General features: G+C 73.4%; 16 protein-coding genes. 5 read left to right on the top strand and 11 right to left on the bottom strand.

The genetic code is table 11. The annotated features are described in order from the left end of the window. Positions 1-138 precede the first annotated feature (138 nt). A complete protein-coding gene (locus ACFFIA_RS31355; protein WP_377257749.1) occupies positions 139-1,167 on the bottom strand; it encodes a sulfate ABC transporter substrate-binding protein in 1,029 nt (342 codons plus the stop codon). 251 nt (positions 1,168-1,418) lie between these two features. On the opposite strand from ACFFIA_RS31355, the gene ACFFIA_RS31350 reads away from it, so the two are divergent. After that, positions 1,419-3,182, top strand: coding sequence for a putative glycosyltransferase family protein (locus tag ACFFIA_RS31350; protein ID WP_377257747.1), 1,764 nt, complete (start codon positions 1,419-1,421; stop codon positions 3,180-3,182). 318 nt (positions 3,183-3,500) lie between these two features. On the opposite strand, the gene ACFFIA_RS31345 is transcribed toward ACFFIA_RS31350, so the two are convergent. Beyond that, positions 3,501-3,698: a hypothetical protein gene (locus ACFFIA_RS31345; RefSeq protein WP_377257745.1), complete on the bottom strand. Its 198-nt coding sequence runs from the start codon at positions 3,696-3,698 to the stop codon at positions 3,501-3,503. A gap of 93 nt (positions 3,699-3,791) precedes the next feature. On the opposite strand from ACFFIA_RS31345, the gene ACFFIA_RS31340 reads away from it, so the two are divergent. Continuing rightward, positions 3,792-4,943 carry a saccharopine dehydrogenase family protein gene (locus ACFFIA_RS31340; RefSeq protein WP_377257743.1) on the top strand — a complete coding sequence of 384 codons (1,152 nt, stop codon included), beginning with the start codon at positions 3,792-3,794 and terminating at the stop codon, positions 4,941-4,943. Here the strand turns inward: ACFFIA_RS31340 and ACFFIA_RS31335 are convergent, their stop codons facing one another. Beyond that, on the bottom strand, positions 4,944-5,609 hold the full coding sequence (locus ACFFIA_RS31335) for a class I SAM-dependent methyltransferase (protein ID WP_377257741.1): 666 nt from the start codon (positions 5,607-5,609) through the stop codon (positions 4,944-4,946). It lies immediately after the preceding gene. Positions 5,610-5,639: 30 nt separating this feature from the next. Between ACFFIA_RS31335 and ACFFIA_RS31330 the strand changes: the two genes are divergently transcribed. Beyond that, complete coding sequence (locus ACFFIA_RS31330) at positions 5,640-6,173, top strand: hypothetical protein (protein ID WP_377257739.1); 534 nt, start codon at positions 5,640-5,642, stop codon at positions 6,171-6,173. A gap of 150 nt (positions 6,174-6,323) precedes the next feature. Here ACFFIA_RS31330 and ACFFIA_RS31325 read toward each other — a convergent pair whose 3' ends face one another. After that, the gene (locus tag ACFFIA_RS31325) at positions 6,324-7,181 is read right to left on the bottom strand and encodes an aldo/keto reductase (protein WP_377257737.1); all 858 of its coding nucleotides are present in this window, start codon (positions 7,179-7,181) and stop codon (positions 6,324-6,326) included. A gap of 10 nt (positions 7,182-7,191) precedes the next feature. Continuing rightward, complete coding sequence (locus ACFFIA_RS31320; protein ID WP_377257735.1) at positions 7,192-8,289, bottom strand: glycosyltransferase; 1,098 nt, start codon at positions 8,287-8,289, stop codon at positions 7,192-7,194. 441 nt (positions 8,290-8,730) lie between these two features. Here ACFFIA_RS31320 and ACFFIA_RS31315 point away from each other — a divergent pair, with 441 nt between their 5' ends. Further along, positions 8,731-9,072, top strand: a complete 342-nt coding sequence (locus ACFFIA_RS31315; RefSeq protein ID WP_377257733.1) for a YkvA family protein — start codon at positions 8,731-8,733, stop codon at positions 9,070-9,072. On the opposite strand, the gene ACFFIA_RS31310 is transcribed toward ACFFIA_RS31315, so the two are convergent. Beyond that, a complete protein-coding gene (locus ACFFIA_RS31310; RefSeq protein ID WP_377257731.1) occupies positions 9,043-9,510 on the bottom strand; it encodes a helix-turn-helix domain-containing protein in 468 nt (155 codons plus the stop codon). The two genes, ACFFIA_RS31315 and ACFFIA_RS31310, sit on opposite strands and share 30 nt — an antisense overlap. 69 nt (positions 9,511-9,579) lie before the next feature. On the opposite strand from ACFFIA_RS31310, the gene ACFFIA_RS31305 reads away from it, so the two are divergent. Then, entirely contained in the window at positions 9,580-10,104 is a 525-nt protein-coding gene (locus ACFFIA_RS31305; RefSeq protein WP_377257729.1) for a hypothetical protein, read from the top strand. Here the strand turns inward: ACFFIA_RS31305 and ACFFIA_RS31300 are convergent. From ACFFIA_RS31300 to ACFFIA_RS31280, 5 genes are all read right to left on the bottom strand, one after another. Then, positions 10,061-10,618, bottom strand: coding sequence for an RNA 2'-phosphotransferase (locus tag ACFFIA_RS31300; RefSeq protein ID WP_377257727.1), 558 nt, complete (start codon positions 10,616-10,618; stop codon positions 10,061-10,063). The genes ACFFIA_RS31305 and ACFFIA_RS31300 overlap by 44 nt on opposite strands. Next, positions 10,611-11,945: a VWA domain-containing protein gene (locus ACFFIA_RS31295; protein WP_377257725.1), complete on the bottom strand. Its 1,335-nt coding sequence runs from the start codon at positions 11,943-11,945 to the stop codon at positions 10,611-10,613. Before ACFFIA_RS31295 ends, ACFFIA_RS31300 begins: the two co-directional genes overlap by 8 nt. Then, positions 11,945-12,919, bottom strand: coding sequence for a VWA domain-containing protein (locus ACFFIA_RS31290; protein WP_377257723.1), 975 nt, complete (start codon positions 12,917-12,919; stop codon positions 11,945-11,947). Before ACFFIA_RS31290 ends, ACFFIA_RS31295 begins: the two co-directional genes overlap by 1 nt. 139 nt (positions 12,920-13,058) lie before the next feature. After that, on the bottom strand, positions 13,059-13,943 hold the full coding sequence (locus ACFFIA_RS31285; protein ID WP_377257721.1) for a DUF58 domain-containing protein: 885 nt from the start codon (positions 13,941-13,943) through the stop codon (positions 13,059-13,061). Then, positions 13,940-14,989: AAA family ATPase (locus ACFFIA_RS31280; RefSeq protein WP_377257719.1), on the bottom strand; the 1,050-nt coding region annotated here is incomplete at its 5' end. The genes ACFFIA_RS31280 and ACFFIA_RS31285, both read right to left, overlap by 4 nt.

Here is a 14,989-nt window from a genome sequence, read left to right as displayed (position 1 = left end):
CCAACTCGCTCGCTCACTGTGCCTCCTGGTTCGCTCGCTCGTGCGGCGCTGAAGGCGGCGTCTTCCCTCGCGACCCCGAAACCCCGACTTCGTCGGCGGGGCCGCTCAGTCCAGGCGCCGCCGCGCCAACTCGCTCGCTCACTGGGCCTTGCCGGACTCGGCGATGATCTTCGTGACGATGCCCTCCTTCTCGTCGAAGAACTTCTTCGACAGGGCGGACCAGCTCTCGAAGTCGTTCTCGACGGTGAGCAGCTTCTTCGGCGCCGGGAACGGGTCGTTGGGGTCGAGCGCGCCCTCGATGCCGCTGGTGTCGACGCCGTCGATGATCGGCCGGAAGCCCTTGAGCGCGAACTGCCGCTGGCCCTTGTCGCTCAGCACGAACGAGAGCCACTCCTGGGCCTTGGGGCTGGCGTTCTTGAGGATCGCGCCCGGGTTCTCGATGAGGATCGTCGTGTCCGGGATGACCCAGTCGAGCTCCTCGCCGTTCTGCGTGGCCAGGATGGTCTCGTTCTCGTACGCCAGCAGCACGTCGCCGCCGCCGTTGAGGAAGCTGGTGGTGGCGTCCCGGCCGCTGTTGGGGAGCGAGACCACGTTGGCGAAGAGCTTCTTGACGAAGTCGGCGGCCTGCTCGTCGGTGCCACCGTTGGCGGCGATGTGGCCCCACGCGGCCAGCGCGTTCCACCGGGCGGCGCCGGAGGAGGCCGGGTTCGGCGTGACGATCCTGACGCCGGGCTTGATCAGGTCGTCCCAGCCCTGGATGTTCTTCGGGTTGCCCTTCTGCACGGCCAGCACCACGATCGACGACGAGACCACGCCCTTGTTGGGGCCGTCGTCCCAGGCCTCGTCGACCAGGCCCTCGGTGACCAGGCGGGTGACGTCACTGGTCACCGAGAAGTGCACGTAGTCGGCCTTGAGGCCGGCCACCACCGCGCGGCTCTGGTCGCCGGACGCGCCGTACGACGTCTGGAACCGCACGCCCTTGCCCTCGGGCGTCTTGTTCCACTCCGCCGCGATCGCCTTGTTGGCCGCCTCGGGCACCGCGAAGCCGACGATGGAAAGGGTGGTCGACTCGCCACCGGAGGCGTCGTCGCCACCACCACACGCGGAAAGAGTCAGCCCCGCGGCAAGTACGACGGCGATGGCTGCTTTGGTTCGTATCTTCGTCAAGGAAACTGTCCTCCTTCAGCGCGGCCTCGCGCACGAACGGCACGCGAGGCCGGGCGGTCATCGGCGGCCTCGCCGCCTGGAGGCAATATTCCACTTAACCCATAGACTTTCAAGGCTAGGTGGGGATTGAGACACGGCCGTCACCGTGCGGGCCAGGAGGGACCGGTATCATTCGGACGAATCTGCCCCGGCCGCCGAAGTGGCCCGACTGCCCACCGTCCCCGACCCCACCTGCCTTAACATCGACTCTTATGGAAGCCGCAGCCCCGACGATCGAGCCCGAAGCCGCCAGCGAGGAACGCGACGGCGCGCCCAGACGCGCCCGCGCCTGGCGAGCGCTCACCCACGAGTGGACCCTCGCCGTGCTCGGCGGGCTGCTGCTGGCGGTGGTGCTGACCTGGCCGACGATGCGGCATCCGGCCTCGACGATCCCCGGTGACATTGGCGACCCGACGCTCCAGGCGTGGCAGGTCGCGTGGGGCGGGCACGCGCTGCTGACCAATCCGTTCGGCTTGTGGGACTCCAACACCTTCTATCCCGAGACGTACACCTACGTGTACTCGGACACGCTCCTCGGATACGCGCCCTTCGGCTTCTTCGGCTCCGGCGTGGAAGCGGCGATCATCCGCTACAACATCCTGTACGTGCTGCTCTACGCGCTCGCCTTCATCGGGGCGTACGCGCTGGTGCGCCAGCTCGGCGCCGGGCGGCTCGCGGCGACCGTCGCGGGCGTGGCATGGGCGTTCTCGCCGTGGCGGCTGGCGCACGGCGGCCACATGAACATCCTCTCCGTCGGCGGCATCGCGCTCTCCCTGGCGATGCTGGCGCGGGGGCACGGCTACTCGCTGACCAAGGGGTACCAGCCGGAGCGGAGCCGGCCCGGCTGGGCGGTGGCCGGCTGGCTGGTCGCGGCCTGGCAGATCACGCTCGGCTTCGGGATCGGGCTCCCGTTCGCGTACTTCCTGATCGGCGTCTGTCTCGTCGGAGCCGCCACGTACGGCATCTCGTGGTGGCGGAAGAAGGCCCGCCCGCCGTTCGGCCGGCGCCTGCTGATCGCCGACCTCGTCGGCGGCGGCGTCTTCGCGGTGGTCACCGGCGGCCTGGCCTGGGTCTACCTGAAGGTCGTCGACCTCAACCCGCAAGGCGTGCGCGGTCTGGAGTGGACGGTCATGTTCTCGCCCCCGGTGAAGGGGTACTTCACCGCGCCGGGCGAGTCGTGGTTCTGGGGCGAGCGGCACGCGGCCGCCCGCGAGCAGCTCACCTGGCCGCCGGAGATGGCGCTGCTGCCGGGCATCACGCTGATCGTGCTGGCCTCCGCGGGCCTGTTCTTCTCGATCTTCTCGGTGCGCCACCGCATCCTGCTCGCGGTCGGCGCCGTCGGCACCGCCCTGCTCGGCCTCGGCGCCACGCTCGGCGGCGACGGCGACCCCGGCTACCTGACACTCTCCAAGCACCTGCCGGGGTGGGACGCACTGCGCACTCCGGGTCGGCTGATGATCTGGATCAGCCTGCTGCTGGCGATCCTGGCGGCTGGCGCGATCGCCGAGGCGGTCCGCAACACCGACCAGCTCAAGACCGCCGGCCGGCTGGCGGCCCGCGCGTTCCTGGTCGTCCCGCTGCTGCTCGTGCTCGGCGAGAGCGTCAACCGCACCGGGCATCCGGAGGTGCCGCAGCCGCCCGCCGCGATGGCTGCCGCGCGCGAGCCGCTGCTGGTGCTGCCCAGCACCGGTCTGCTGGAGCTGCACTACATGCTGTGGAGCACCGAGGGCTTCCCGCGGATCGCCAACGGGCTCGCCGGCTTCGAGCCGACCAGCCAGGCGCAGACGCGGGCGGCGACGCTGTCGTTCCCGGACCAGAGCTCGATCGCGTACCTGCGCGGCATCGGCGTCAAGGACGTGCTGGTCCTGCCGCAGCACCTGCCCGGCACGCCGTGGGAAGGGGTGACCGCCCGCCCCGTCGACGGCCTCGGGATCACCCGGGAAGACATCGACGGCGCGGTGCTCTACCGGTTGTGAGCACCGCGCCGCCGACCCCCTTCGTACCTCGGTGAGGTCTCGGGGGTCGCGCCGGAGCGGCCCGGCCGGACCGGCGCGACACGGTGCGGAGGTGTGACTCGTGGCTCCTGATGGTGGGGTGAAGAGAGCACCGAACCCGGGCAGCGACCGCCAGTCGCTGGGGTCGGGCCGGCGTGCCTCTCCACCAGGCCCACGGGTTCGCAGATCAATATGTTACGGAAGGCGCGCGAAATATCCAAGCGTTGCAATGAAACGCATCAGTGGACATAAATGCGCGACCGCGTACCCAAGGTACGCGGTCGCGTGCGGTGCCGAGGGTCAGCGGAACCCGAAACGGTGCCTCCGCTTTCGGCCCGTCATCGATTGCAACGCGTCCGCGCCTTTGTGCAGCATCCGCGAGACCCGCGTCGAACCACCCTTGCGGGCCTCGACCGCCTGGCTGATCTGTCGGGCGCCCACGGCCGCCAGGGGAACTGCGACCGCGACCACCGCCCACCGGCCGATGGCCTTTCTCATCGTTGGCCCCTCCCGTCTGCTTGGTCGGTCTCCTGCTGGTACCCCGAATGGCGTCCGAGCATGCCTGCGGGGCGTGGCGATTACGCTTCGTTGATGGGCGAGCGGGCATACGACATCGCGCTTTTCGGCGCCACCGGCTTCACCGGCCGGCTCACCGCCGAGTACCTGGCCGCGCACGCCCCGCCCGGCCTGCGCTGGGCCATCGCCGGCCGGCACGGCGACCGGCTGCGGGCGCTGCGCGAGCGGCTCGGCACGCCGGTCGACGTGGTCGAGGCCGACGCCGCCGACGAGCGCTCGCTGCGCGCGCTGGCCGAGTCGTCGCGGCTGGTCGTGACCACCGTCGGCCCGTACATCCGGCACGGCGAGCCGCTGGTCGCCGCCTGCGCCGCGGCCGGCACCGACTACACCGACCTGACCGGGGAGCCCGAGTTCGTCGACCGCGTCTACCTGCGCCACCACGCCACGGCCGAGCGCACCGGCGCCCGCCTGGTACACGCCTGCGGCTTCGACTCGATCCCGCCCGACATCGGCGCCCTCTACACGGTGCGGCACCTGCCGGAGGGGGTGCCGATCCGGATGCGCGGCTACATCAGCGCTGGCGGGCGGCCGTCCGGCGGCACGTTCGACACCGTGCTGACCAACTTCGCCCGCTGGCGCTCGGCCGGCACCGTCCACAGTGAACGCCGCCGGGCCGAGCCGGCCCCCGCCGGGCGCCGGGTCCGCGGTCTCCCCGGGCGCCCGCACCACCAGCCCGCGATCGACGTGTACGCGCTGCCGATGCCGAGCATCGACCCGCAGATCGTGGTCCGCTCGGCGCGGGCGCTGGAGCGCTACGGCCCGGACTTCACGTACGGCCACTTCGTCGGCGCGCGCAGCCCGTTCACCGCGGCGGGGCTGGCGGTCGCCGCCGGTGGCGCGTTCGCGCTGGCCCAGCTCGGCCCGACCCGGCGCGCGCTGCGGCGGCTGCTCCCGCCGGGCTCCGGGCCGTCGGCGCGGCGGCGGGCGAAGGGCTGGTTCGCGATGCGCTTCGTCGCCGAGGGCGGGGGCAGGCGCGTGGTGGCCGAGGTGGCCGGCGGCGACCCCGGATACGGCGAGACGGCGAAGATGCTGGCCGAGTCGGCGCTCTGCCTGAGCCAGGACGACCTGCCCGACCTGGCCGGGCAGCTCACCACCGCGGTGGCGATGGGCGACGCGCTCCGCGCCCGGCTGGAGCGGGCCGGCCTGACCTTCCGCGTGCTGAGCTAGCTAGCGGCGGGCCAGCAGGTACGCCTGCGGGGTCTTCTCCTGAGCCTCCGGCTCGCGCAGCACGCGTGTGGTCACCTCGATGCCGGCGTCGGCCAGCAGGCCGGCGATGTGCTCCGGGGCCAGCCGGTACGCGTCGAGCGCGAGCGTGTGCCCGTACGCCCGCTCGATGCGGCGCCGCTCGTAGCCGGCCGCCTCGTTTCCGGGGTGCGGGGTCTGGAACGCCATCAGCAGGTGACCGCCGGGCGCCAGCACGCGCGCGAACTCGGCGAAGACGAGCGGCAGCCGCCGCGGCGGCGTGTGGATGACCGAGTACCAGGCGACGAGGCCGCGCAGCGCGCCGTCCGGCAGGTCCAGGTCGGTCATGGTCCCGACCCGGAAGACAAGCTCCGGGTACGCCCGGCGGGCCACCTCGACCATCCCCGGCGACAGGTCGACGCCGGTCACGTCGAGCCCGAGCGCGTGCAGGTGCGTGGTGATCCGTCCCGGCCCGCAGCCCACGTCGGCGACCGGCCCGCCCCCGCCGGCCTGGACCAGCTCGCCGAACGTGCCGAGCAGCGCCCGCTCCAGCGGCGCCGAGGCGAGATCGTCCCGCAGCAGCTCGGCGTAGTCGGCGGCGACGGTGTCGTAGGCGGTGCGGGTCTCCGCGAGGTGGGACGGTTCGATCACCCGGAGCAGGCTACGCGCTATCGTCCGTGCATGCCGGTGGGGGAGGACGCCTGGCTGTTCGATCTCGTGGCGGAGGACGGGCAGCGGCGGGACGCCGCGCGGGCGCGGCACCGGACCCTCGTCGACGACGCGCGCGTCGAGCACTCCCTCTACGCGCGGATCGGCGACGCCACGTTCGCGACGCTCTTCCTCGCCTGGGAGGCGCGCTATCCGGAGGAGTGGCGCGACCCGGGCACGTGGTGGGGCTCGCCCTGGACGGCGAAGGTCGGCGTGCTGAGCCGCTTCGGCGAGGCGGGCGTGCCACCGGAGCTCGACATCGAGCTGACCGAGCTGGTGGCGGCGGCGGTCGCCCGGCGGTACCGGTGCAAGGACTGGCTCTACGCCCGCGTCGTGCGCCACCTGCCCGGGCCGCTGCTCGACCTCGCGCTCGCCCCGCTCGCCGACGCGCCCGACCCGCTGACCCGGCTCCGCGTCCGCTTCCTGCTCGACGTCGCGCGCGATCCCGAGCGGCGGGTCAGCCGGCGCACCTGGGGGCAGTGGCTGGGCCGGGAGCCGGCGGCGTGAGGCGGCGGCCGGCCGGGGTCGGGTCGTGGACCGCGGAGGGTGAGGCCGCGGGAGAGCACCCCAAGAAAACGCTCCGCCGCGCTCCACGTTTCCCCGGGGACCCCGCGCGACGGCCCGGACCACGACGGGCATCGCGGTAGCCCAAATCTGTCAGACGAAGAGCGGTGCCAGCCCGCGCTCGGCGATGAGCGCGTCCATCCGCTCGTCGGCCGGGCGGCCGGCGAAGCGTTCGGCCGCGTCGAGCAGCCGGGGCAGGATGTCGACGTCGCCGGTGGTCAGCAGGAACGCCCGCGGATTGCCGAGGACCCAGTGCACCGCGAGGTCGATGTCGGCCTGCTCGCGCAGCGGTTCGTACCAGGTCTTGGCGGTCTTGTCGCGCCCCTCCCACGGGCGCAGCGCGAGGCTCTTGATGGTCTGGAGCGCCACGTCGCGCTCCGCGCACACCGCCGCCACCGCCTCGAACGTCTCCGCGTAGCGGGGGTCGCGCATCTGCGTGTAGTTGTACGGCAGCAGCACCGAGTCGAACGGGAACCGCTCCAGGCTGCGCCGGTGCATCTCGGGCACGGAGAGGCCGTGACCGGTCACGCCGATGAAGCGGACCAGCCCTTCCTCGCGTGCCTCGATGGCCGCCTCGAGCGCGCCGCCGGGGCGCAGGGCGGTCTCCCAATCGATGACGTCGACGAGGTTGTGCAGCTGGATCAGGTCGAACCGGTCGACGCCGAGGCGCTCCAGCGAGCGGTGGATCTGCTCGCGGGCGCCTCGGTAGCCGCGCTCGCCGGTCTTCGTGGCGAGGAAGAACGTGCCCGGGTTGCGCCGGAGCCACGGGGCGACCCGCAGCTCGGCGTCGCCGTAGCCCGCGGCCACGTCGATGTGGTTGACACCATGGGCCAGCAGCAGGTCGAGCGTGCGGTCGGCGTCGCTCTTGGAGACGTCGGCCAGCGCGGCGCCGCCGAAGATGACGCGGCTCGACTCGTGTCCGGTCGCGCCGAACGGAACGCGTGCGATCACGTACCAGAGCTTACGCGGCCAGCCCCGCCGCGCCCGGACCTCGGTGCGTGAGGGCGTGCTCGGTGCGGGTCCGCTCGTACGTCTCGACGGTGCGCCGCGCCGCCTCGGTCCAGTCGAAGAGCTGCCGGGCCCGCTCGGCGGCCGCCATGCCGTACGCCCGCCGCAGGTCGGGGTCGTCGAGCAGGTCACGGATCGCGGCGGCGAGCCCGTCCGGCGGTACGAGCCGGCCGGTCACCCCGTCCGCGACCGTCTCGGCGAGCGGGCCGCCGGCGGTGGCCACCACCGGTACGCCGCACGCCATCGCCTCCACCGCCGAGCGGGGGAACGACCCGTGCTCCGGCGTGCAGACGAGCAGGTCGGCGGAGCGGTACCAGCCGGGCATGTCGCCGTACGGCGCGGCACCGGTGAGCCGGAGCTGCTCGTGCACGCCGTCGTTGACCGCGGCGGCGCGCAGCTCGGCGGCGTGCTGGCCGAGCCCGTTGGACGGCGGGCGGGGCCGCCCCACCACGACCAGCTCGGTGTCGGGCAGCTCGGGCAGCGCGGCGACGGCGGCGGCGAAGCCACTGCGTGCCACGAGCTGACCCACCGCGATCACGCGGTGGGTCCGGCGGCGCGCCCAGGCCCGTCCTTCCGGGGCGAAGCGGGTCGTGTCCACCCCGGGCGGGATGACGGAGACGGTGCCCGGGGCGGCGCCGAGTCTGCGTACCCCGTGGGCCTCTGCTCTGGAGAGCACGACGATGGCGTCGGCGGTGCCGGCGATGGCCGGGGCGTCACCCTCCTCCCCGTGGAAGGTGACCACGGTCGGGCGGCTGGTCAGCTTGCGGGCGACCATCGCGGCGAGGGCGGAGGGGAGGGTGTGCGCGTGGACCACGTCCGGCGCCCAACCGTCCTGCCAGGACCCGTCCAGCCACTGGCCGAAGGCGTCGGGCTCGTCGACCGACACGGCCACCGTCGTGACGCCGTCGGCGCCGGTCTTGACCTCGGGCTGCGACGTGTTGACCCGTCGCGTGTAGACACGCACGTCGTGCCCCGCGCCGGCGAGCGCGCCCGCCAGCTCGGTGACGTGCACCGCCGGTGCGGCCGTCCAGTCACGGCTTCCCGGGCGCACTGGCCGATGATCGACCGAAACAATCGCGATGCGCATCTACGCTCCTGTCGCCGTGACCTTACCGAGACCTGGCCGAGATGTTCCCGCGACTCTAGCGTCCAAACCCTGATGGCTGCGCGATACGGCAGCCGCTTGTCGGTCTTGCCCGGGGATGCGGCGATCTGGCTGCCGACGTCTCCTGCCCGCTGGTGGGCCGCCCCGGTCGCGCGGCGACTGGCCTGTGTGGATGAGAGGGCTCGGCGCGCGGCCGGGCGCGCCGGCTTGGGCGGCGCCTAGGGTATTGCCCATGGCCGAGATCCTGCTGTTCCACCACGCGCTCGGGCTGACGCTGCTCACCGCGCGGGTACTCATCTTTTCCGACCGCGTGGGCTAGCCGTTCGGGCCGGGCGGGCGGCCGTCGCTCAGCGGGCAGGGCGGATGCCGCTCGGTTACGGTTGCGGCATGTCGAGCGAAGCCTGGACCGCGGTCATCGTCCTCGGGGCGATCGTCGCCGTCGCGTCGCTCATCGGCGCGATCGTGCTCGCCTTCCGCGTGTGGCGCACGCGCAAGCTGCTGGGCGAGCTCGGCGCCGGAGGCAGGGTGGCGTTCTACGGCGCGCTGCTCTATACGATCCTCCCGGTCGACCTGCTGCCCGACCCGATCTACCTCGACGACATGGGGCTGCTGGCGGGCGCGCTGCTCTACCTCACGCACCTGGTGCGCAAGCGGCGCCCGGAGGAGTTCAGCACGCTGCCCGCGCCGGGCAGCCGCCGCTCACCGGCCCGGGCGCCGCGCGGCCGCTGACCCCGCGGAGGCTGGCCTGGTCGGCGTGCCGGTGGCGCCGGTGGTGTGTGCGGGGATGAGGCCGAGCCGGCGCCCGCTGCGGTGGTAGAGGGGACGGTCGAGGGCGCGGGCCAGCTTGGCCACCTTCACGTGCAGGGCCGGCTGGGAGATATGCAGCTCGGCGGCGGCCCGGGTGAAGTTGAGGTGCTCGGCGAAGACCGCGAAAGCGGAGAGCGCGTCACTCGACACGCCGCCGGCACTCGCCGTTGCGGCCGCGCCGGGCGGCCCGGTGGTGCTTGCCGCTTCGGCGGCGGGCGGTGTTCCGGCGGTGCGTGGCCTTTCGGCGACGCGTGGCGCCGCTGCGGCGGCGCTCGGCTTTCCGGCGGTGCGTGACGTCCTCTTGGCGGTGCCTGCCGCCGCCTCGGTGTCCGCGCGGGCCGTGGCGCCGGGATCAGCCATAGTCGGGGACTATAGCTGAGCGGCCGGATGATAGTTCCGGATGAGAGTCGCCGGCCCGACGCTGAAAGCATGAAAGATCGGATACCGCGACTCGGCATCGACATCGGCCGGGTCATCATCGACGGCACTTCCCACCCCGAGGGCGGCGACACCGCCTTCTTCGCCGGCGACACGGCGACGATGCTGCGGACGCCGGCCGTGCCGGGCGCGTTCGAGGCGATCGCCCGCCTGGTCGCGCGCTTCGAGGGGCGGGCGTGGCTCGTCTCCAAGTGCGGCGAACGGGTACAGCGGCGAACCCTCCACTGGCTGGATCACCACGACTTCGCCGGGCGCACCGGGATCGCGCCCGACCGCGTGCGCTTCTGCCGCCGCCGCCCGGACAAGGCGATCCACTGTGCCGAGTTGGGCATCACGCACTTCGTGGACGACAAGCTCGACGTACACGAGGCGCTACGCGGGATGGTGCCGCACCTCTACCTGTTCGGCCGGCAGGCGCGGTGCCCCGCGTGGCTGGCCCACACGCCCACCTGGCCGGCGGCGGAGGCGGCGATCACGGCGGCCCTCGCAGGTACTCCGGCGGGACGTGATCGGTGAGCCAGACGCCGTTGGCACTGCGGTAGAAGGCGTACCCGGCCGCCGCCATCGCCGCCGCGTCCACCTCCAGCACGGCCACCGCGCCGCGCCGGCGCCGCCCGACCGCCAGCGCGGTGGGGAGGTCCGGCGACAGGTGTACGTGGTGGCGCTCGCCCCGTCGCAGCCCGCGCGCCCGGATCGACGGGAGCGCCGTGGCGGAGGTGCCGTGGTACAGCACCGGCGGCGGTGGCATCTGCTCCAGCCCGAGGTCGACGGGCACCGAGTGCCCCTGGCTCGCGCGGATCTCGGCACGCCCGCCGGCGCCGGCACGTACCGCGAAGCGGCGCTTGTCGTTGCCCGCCACCACGGCGTCGAGTTCCGCGTAGCTGACGCTGGCACCGTGCGCGGCGAGCGCCGCGAGCAGGTCGTCGACCGCGACCCAGCCCTGCGCGTCGAGGGCGAGGCCGACGCTGGCCGGGTCGTGGCGCAGGACGTAGGCGAGGCGCCGGCTCAGCCGGACCAGCCCGCTATCCACCGCGCCCGGCCTTCGGATCCCAGCCCTCGTCGGGCTCCCGCCAAACTTGGCCCGCCCGCGGTGGCTGCCAGCCCTCGCCCGCTCCCGGCCCCCGCCAACCTGCGGCTGAGGAGCCCGATCCACCAGCGGAGGCCGGCGCCCGCCGGGCACCGCCAGGCGCCGGGCCACCGCCGGAGGACGCGGGGCCACCGACAGACCCGGCCGCGCCGCCCGGGGAAGGACCAGCGCCGCCTGGGGAAAGGGCCGCGCCGGCGAACGCGCCCGGCGGTACGGTCGGGCGTTGCCACCACTGGGCCAGTCCGAAGCCGGCCAGCACGAGGAGGGCGCCGGCCAGCGCGAACCATGCCGTGATCTCGATGTCCTCGCGTTGCAGCACGATCGAGTCGGGCAGGTCGAGCAGCACCTCGGTGAGCGCGTCGGCGTCTTCGGCCTTGAAGAACTCGCCGCCGGTCAGGTCGGCCACCTCGGTGAGCGTGCCCTCGTCGGCCTGCATGTAGCGGGCACGGCCGCCGTAGCCGCCGAACCCGCCGCCCATCCAGTCGCCCCGGAACGCCGCGTCGCCGCTGATCTGCTCGCGTGTGCAGATGGAGGGCGCGGGCTGGGTACTCCCGAATCCGATCGTGTAGACGCGCAGCTTGCGGGCGGCGGCCTCGCCCGCGGCGGTGATCGGGTCGACGCCCTGCGTGTTGCGACCGTCGGTGAGTACGACGATGGTGTCCGGCTGGTAGTCGCCGGCCGCGCCCCCGGGCGCCGGCGGCACCTCGACGCCGGTGGGCGGCACGTCGGGGTTGAACTCGGCGATCGCGTCGACGGAGGTGAGGATCGCCTGCCCGATCGCGGTGCCGCGGGAGGTCTTGAGGTTGTCGATGGCGGCGAGCAGCGCGTCCTTGTCGTCGGTCGGTTCGACCAGCAGGCCGGCGATCCCCGAGAAGGTGACCAGCCCGATGCGCGTGCCGTCGTCCAGCTCCTGGACGAACTCGCGGGCCGCCCGCTGCGCCGCGCTCAGCCGGTTGGGCTCGACGTCGGTGGAGCACATGGAGGCGGAGACGTCGATGGCGAGGAGGATCGAGGCGGAGTTGGCGGGTACGGGCACCGACGCCTGCGGGCGGGCGGCACCGGCGGCGAGCACCACCAGGCCGGCGGCGAAGAGCCACAGCGGCACGCGCCGCCGCCAGAGGGAGCGTCGCGGCAGCGCCGCGCGGATCAGCGCGACGTCGGAGACGCGTACGGCCTCGTGCCGGCGCCGGCGCCGCAGCCACCACCGGTAGCCCAGCAGCAGCGGGAAGGCGAGCAGCGCGGTGAGGGCCCACGGCCAGGTGAGCGACATCAGAGGATCCGTCCGAACCAGGTGACCATGAGCAGCCCGCCGATCGTGAGCAGCAGCACCGCGATCGCCACCGCCGCTCCGGTCAGCTCGACCAGCTTGTCCTCTGTGGTGATCCGCAGGTCGAGGGAGTCGTAGATGGCGCCGAGCGACCGCGCGTCCTGCGCCCGATGGTAGGAGCCGGCGGTGACCTCCGCGACCTCGGTGAGCAGCTCCTCGTTGAGCGCGGTCGCCATCTGGTATCCGTCGACCTCGATCGTGGCGCCCTCGACCGTGCCGACGCCGACGGTCTCGATGTGCACGCCGGCGGTCGCGGCCAGCTCGGCGGCGGCGACCGCGTCCGGGCCGCCGGTGTCTTCGCCGTCGGAGAGGAGCACGATCGTCGCCGAACGCCAGTAGCCGAGGTCCGGCGGCGGCTCCGCCGCGTCCGGGTCGGGGAGGCCGACCGGCTGGCCGACGATCGCCGAGAGCGAGGCGAGGATCGCCTGCCCCAGCGAGGTGCCGCCGGACACGGTGAGGCGGTCGATGGCGGCGATCGTGCTCTCGTGGTCGGCGCCCGGCAACTGCGTGGTGAGCGCGCCCTGCGCGAACGCGACGATGCCGACGTCCACTGTGTCCGGTTGCTCGCGCACGAACGCGGTCGCCGCGGACTTGGCGGCCGCGAGCCGGGTCGGCTCGATGTCCTTGGCGCCCATGCTGTTGGAGACGTCGAAGGCGAGGATCACCGTGCCGGACGCGCGCGGCACCGGCACCGTCGCTTGTGGACGTGCGACGCCCAGGAAGAGCAGGATCAGCGCGGCGAGCATCAGCAGCGGCGGCAGGTGCCGCCGCAACCGCCCGTGCCGTGGGCGCGCGGGCTGGAGTCCGGCCGCCGCCAGCGCCGCCGCCCGGCGGCGTTGCAGGAGGTGGTACGCGACGAGCAGCCCCGCGGCCGCCGCCACCGCGACGCCCAGCACGACGGGGTACTCGAAGGTCACGCTCCCTCCCGATCCGCCCGCGCCTCTGGCGGCGTCCCGGCTCCACCGGGGGGCCGGCGCGTCCCGGCGGCGTGGCCGCGTGTGGCCGCCGCACCGGCCAGGCCGGGCGCGACGGTGGCCGCACCGCCGGGCCGCGCGCTCACGCCCGCCGCCGTTTCGAGGTCGTGGCCATCGCGACGAGGGCCGCGACGAGGTCCTGGTCGGTGCCGACCCGGTGGGCGGCCGCCCCGGCCCGCCGCAGCGCGCCGGTGAGCGCGAACTCCCGCGCCTCCACCTCCGCCCTCAGCCGCCGCCGGAAGAGCGGGTCGCTCGTGTCGGCGAGTAGTTGCTCGCCGGTCTCCGCGTCTTCCACCAGCACCAGCCCGAGGTCGGGCAGGTCGAGCTCGGCCGGGTCGACCACGCGGACGGCGACCACCTCGTGGCGCAGCGCCAGCCGGGTGAGCGCCCCCTCCCAGTCGAGGTCGCCGATGAAGTCGGAGATGACGAAGACCAGCCCGCGACGGCGTGCGGTGGCGGCGGCCAGGTGCAGCATCGCGGCCAGGTCGGTGGGGCGCCGGTCGTCGCGCGGCGGACCGGCCCTGGTCAGCTCGTGGGTCAGGTGCAGCACGTGCGTACGCCCGGTGCGCGCCGGGATCACCCGCTGCACCTGGTTGTCGTAGAGGATCGCGCCGACCCGGTTGCCGCCCCGCGTGAAGAGGCGGGCCAGGCACACCGCCAGGTCGGTGACGACCGACTCCTTGCCGGTGCCCGTGCCAAACCGCATCGACGCCGAACGGTCCAGCACCAGCCACGCGGTCAGCTCGCGGTCTTCGGTGTACTGGCGCACGTACGGCTCGTCGAGGCGGGCGGTCACGTTCCAGTCGATGTGGCGCACGTCGTCTTCCGGCGTGTACGCGCGCAGGTCGGCGAAGTCGATGCCGGTGCCCCGGAACACCGTGCGGTGGGCGCCCTGGAGCCGCCCGTCGAGGCGGCGTACGACCTGCCACTCGAGGCGGCGCAGCAGGCGGTCCGGAGGGCTGGTCACCGTACTCTCGCCTCGCGCAGCGGAGCGTCGGGCACCGGCAGCGCGTCGAGTACGCGGGTCAGCACGATGTCGGGGGTGACGTCGTCGGCGAGCGCCTCGTACGACAGCACGAGCCGATGCCGCAGCACGTCGAGCGCGAGGTCGGTGAGGTCGGTCGGTACGACGTAGTCGCGGCCGCGCACGAACGCGAGCGCGCGGGCGGCCAGCACCAGGTTGATGGAGGCGCGCGGGCTGGCGCCGAAGCTGACGTAGCGGCTCAGCTCGCCGAGCCCGACCTCGGCGGGGCGGCGGGTCGCGTTGGCCAGCCGGACGGAGTACTCGATCAGCGCCGGGTCGACGTACACCTGGTCGACCTTGGCCTGCATCTCGATGAGCCGCGCGGGGTCGGCGACCGCCTGCGTGGCCGCCGGGGTCGCGATGGCCCGCTCGACGATCACGAACTCCTCGGTGGCGCTCGGGTAGCCCACCACCACCTTCATCATGAAGCGGTCGACCTGCGCCTCGGGCAGCGGGTACGTCCCCTCGGACTCGATCGGGTTCTGCGTGGCCATGACCAGGAACGGGCGGGGCACGCGGTGGGTCTCCCGGCCGATCGTGACCTGCTGCTCCTGCATGACCTCCAGCAGCGCGCTCTGCACCTTCGCGGGCGCCCGGTTGATCTCGTCGGCGAGCAGGAGGTTGGTGAAGACCGGGCCGAGCGACACCTGGAACTCGCCGGTGGGCTGGTGGTACACGCGCGTGCCGACGATGTCCGCGGGCACCAGGTCGGGCGTGAACTGGATCCGGTGGAACTGCCCGCCGATCGCGCTGGCCAGCGCCTTGACCGCCAGCGTCTTGGCGAGTCCGGGCACGCCCTCGACGAGGATGTGGCCGCGGGAGAGCAGCGCCACCAGTAACCGTTCGAGCAGGGGGTCCTGGCCGACGATCGTCTTCTTGATCTCGTAGAGCACCTGCTCCACCGGCGTCTGCATCCCTACCTCGCTCCATCCCTCGGTGCTCGTTCGCCGTCGTGGTTGGGGTCCGTGGCCTCGCGACTCCCGCTCATC

Origin of the sequence: Phytohabitans kaempferiae (assembly GCF_042433955.1) — a bacterium.
Lineage (GTDB): Bacteria > Actinomycetota > Actinomycetes > Mycobacteriales > Micromonosporaceae > Phytohabitans > Phytohabitans kaempferiae.
The sequence above is the reverse complement of the archived record's forward strand: the minus strand, read 5'-3'. Positions and strand labels throughout refer to the sequence as shown.

Coding starts and splice junctions, on each gene's coding strand:
- ACFFIA_RS31310 (WP_377257731.1), bottom strand. CDS start 9,510: ATGGCTGATCCCGGCGCCACGGCCCGCGCGGACACCGAGGCGGCGGCA.
- ACFFIA_RS31295 (WP_377257725.1), bottom strand. CDS start 11,945: ATGTCGCTCACCTGGCCGTGGGCCCTCACCGCGCTGCTCGCCTTCCCG.
- ACFFIA_RS31315 (WP_377257733.1), top strand. CDS start 8,731: ATGTCGAGCGAAGCCTGGACCGCGGTCATCGTCCTCGGGGCGATCGTC.
- ACFFIA_RS31340 (WP_377257743.1), top strand. CDS start 3,792: ATGGGCGAGCGGGCATACGACATCGCGCTTTTCGGCGCCACCGGCTTC.
- ACFFIA_RS31350 (WP_377257747.1), top strand. CDS start 1,419: ATGGAAGCCGCAGCCCCGACGATCGAGCCCGAAGCCGCCAGCGAGGAA.
- ACFFIA_RS31305 (WP_377257729.1), top strand. CDS start 9,580: ATGAAAGATCGGATACCGCGACTCGGCATCGACATCGGCCGGGTCATC.
- ACFFIA_RS31330 (WP_377257739.1), top strand. CDS start 5,640: ATGCCGGTGGGGGAGGACGCCTGGCTGTTCGATCTCGTGGCGGAGGAC.
- ACFFIA_RS31345 (WP_377257745.1), bottom strand. CDS start 3,698: ATGAGAAAGGCCATCGGCCGGTGGGCGGTGGTCGCGGTCGCAGTTCCC.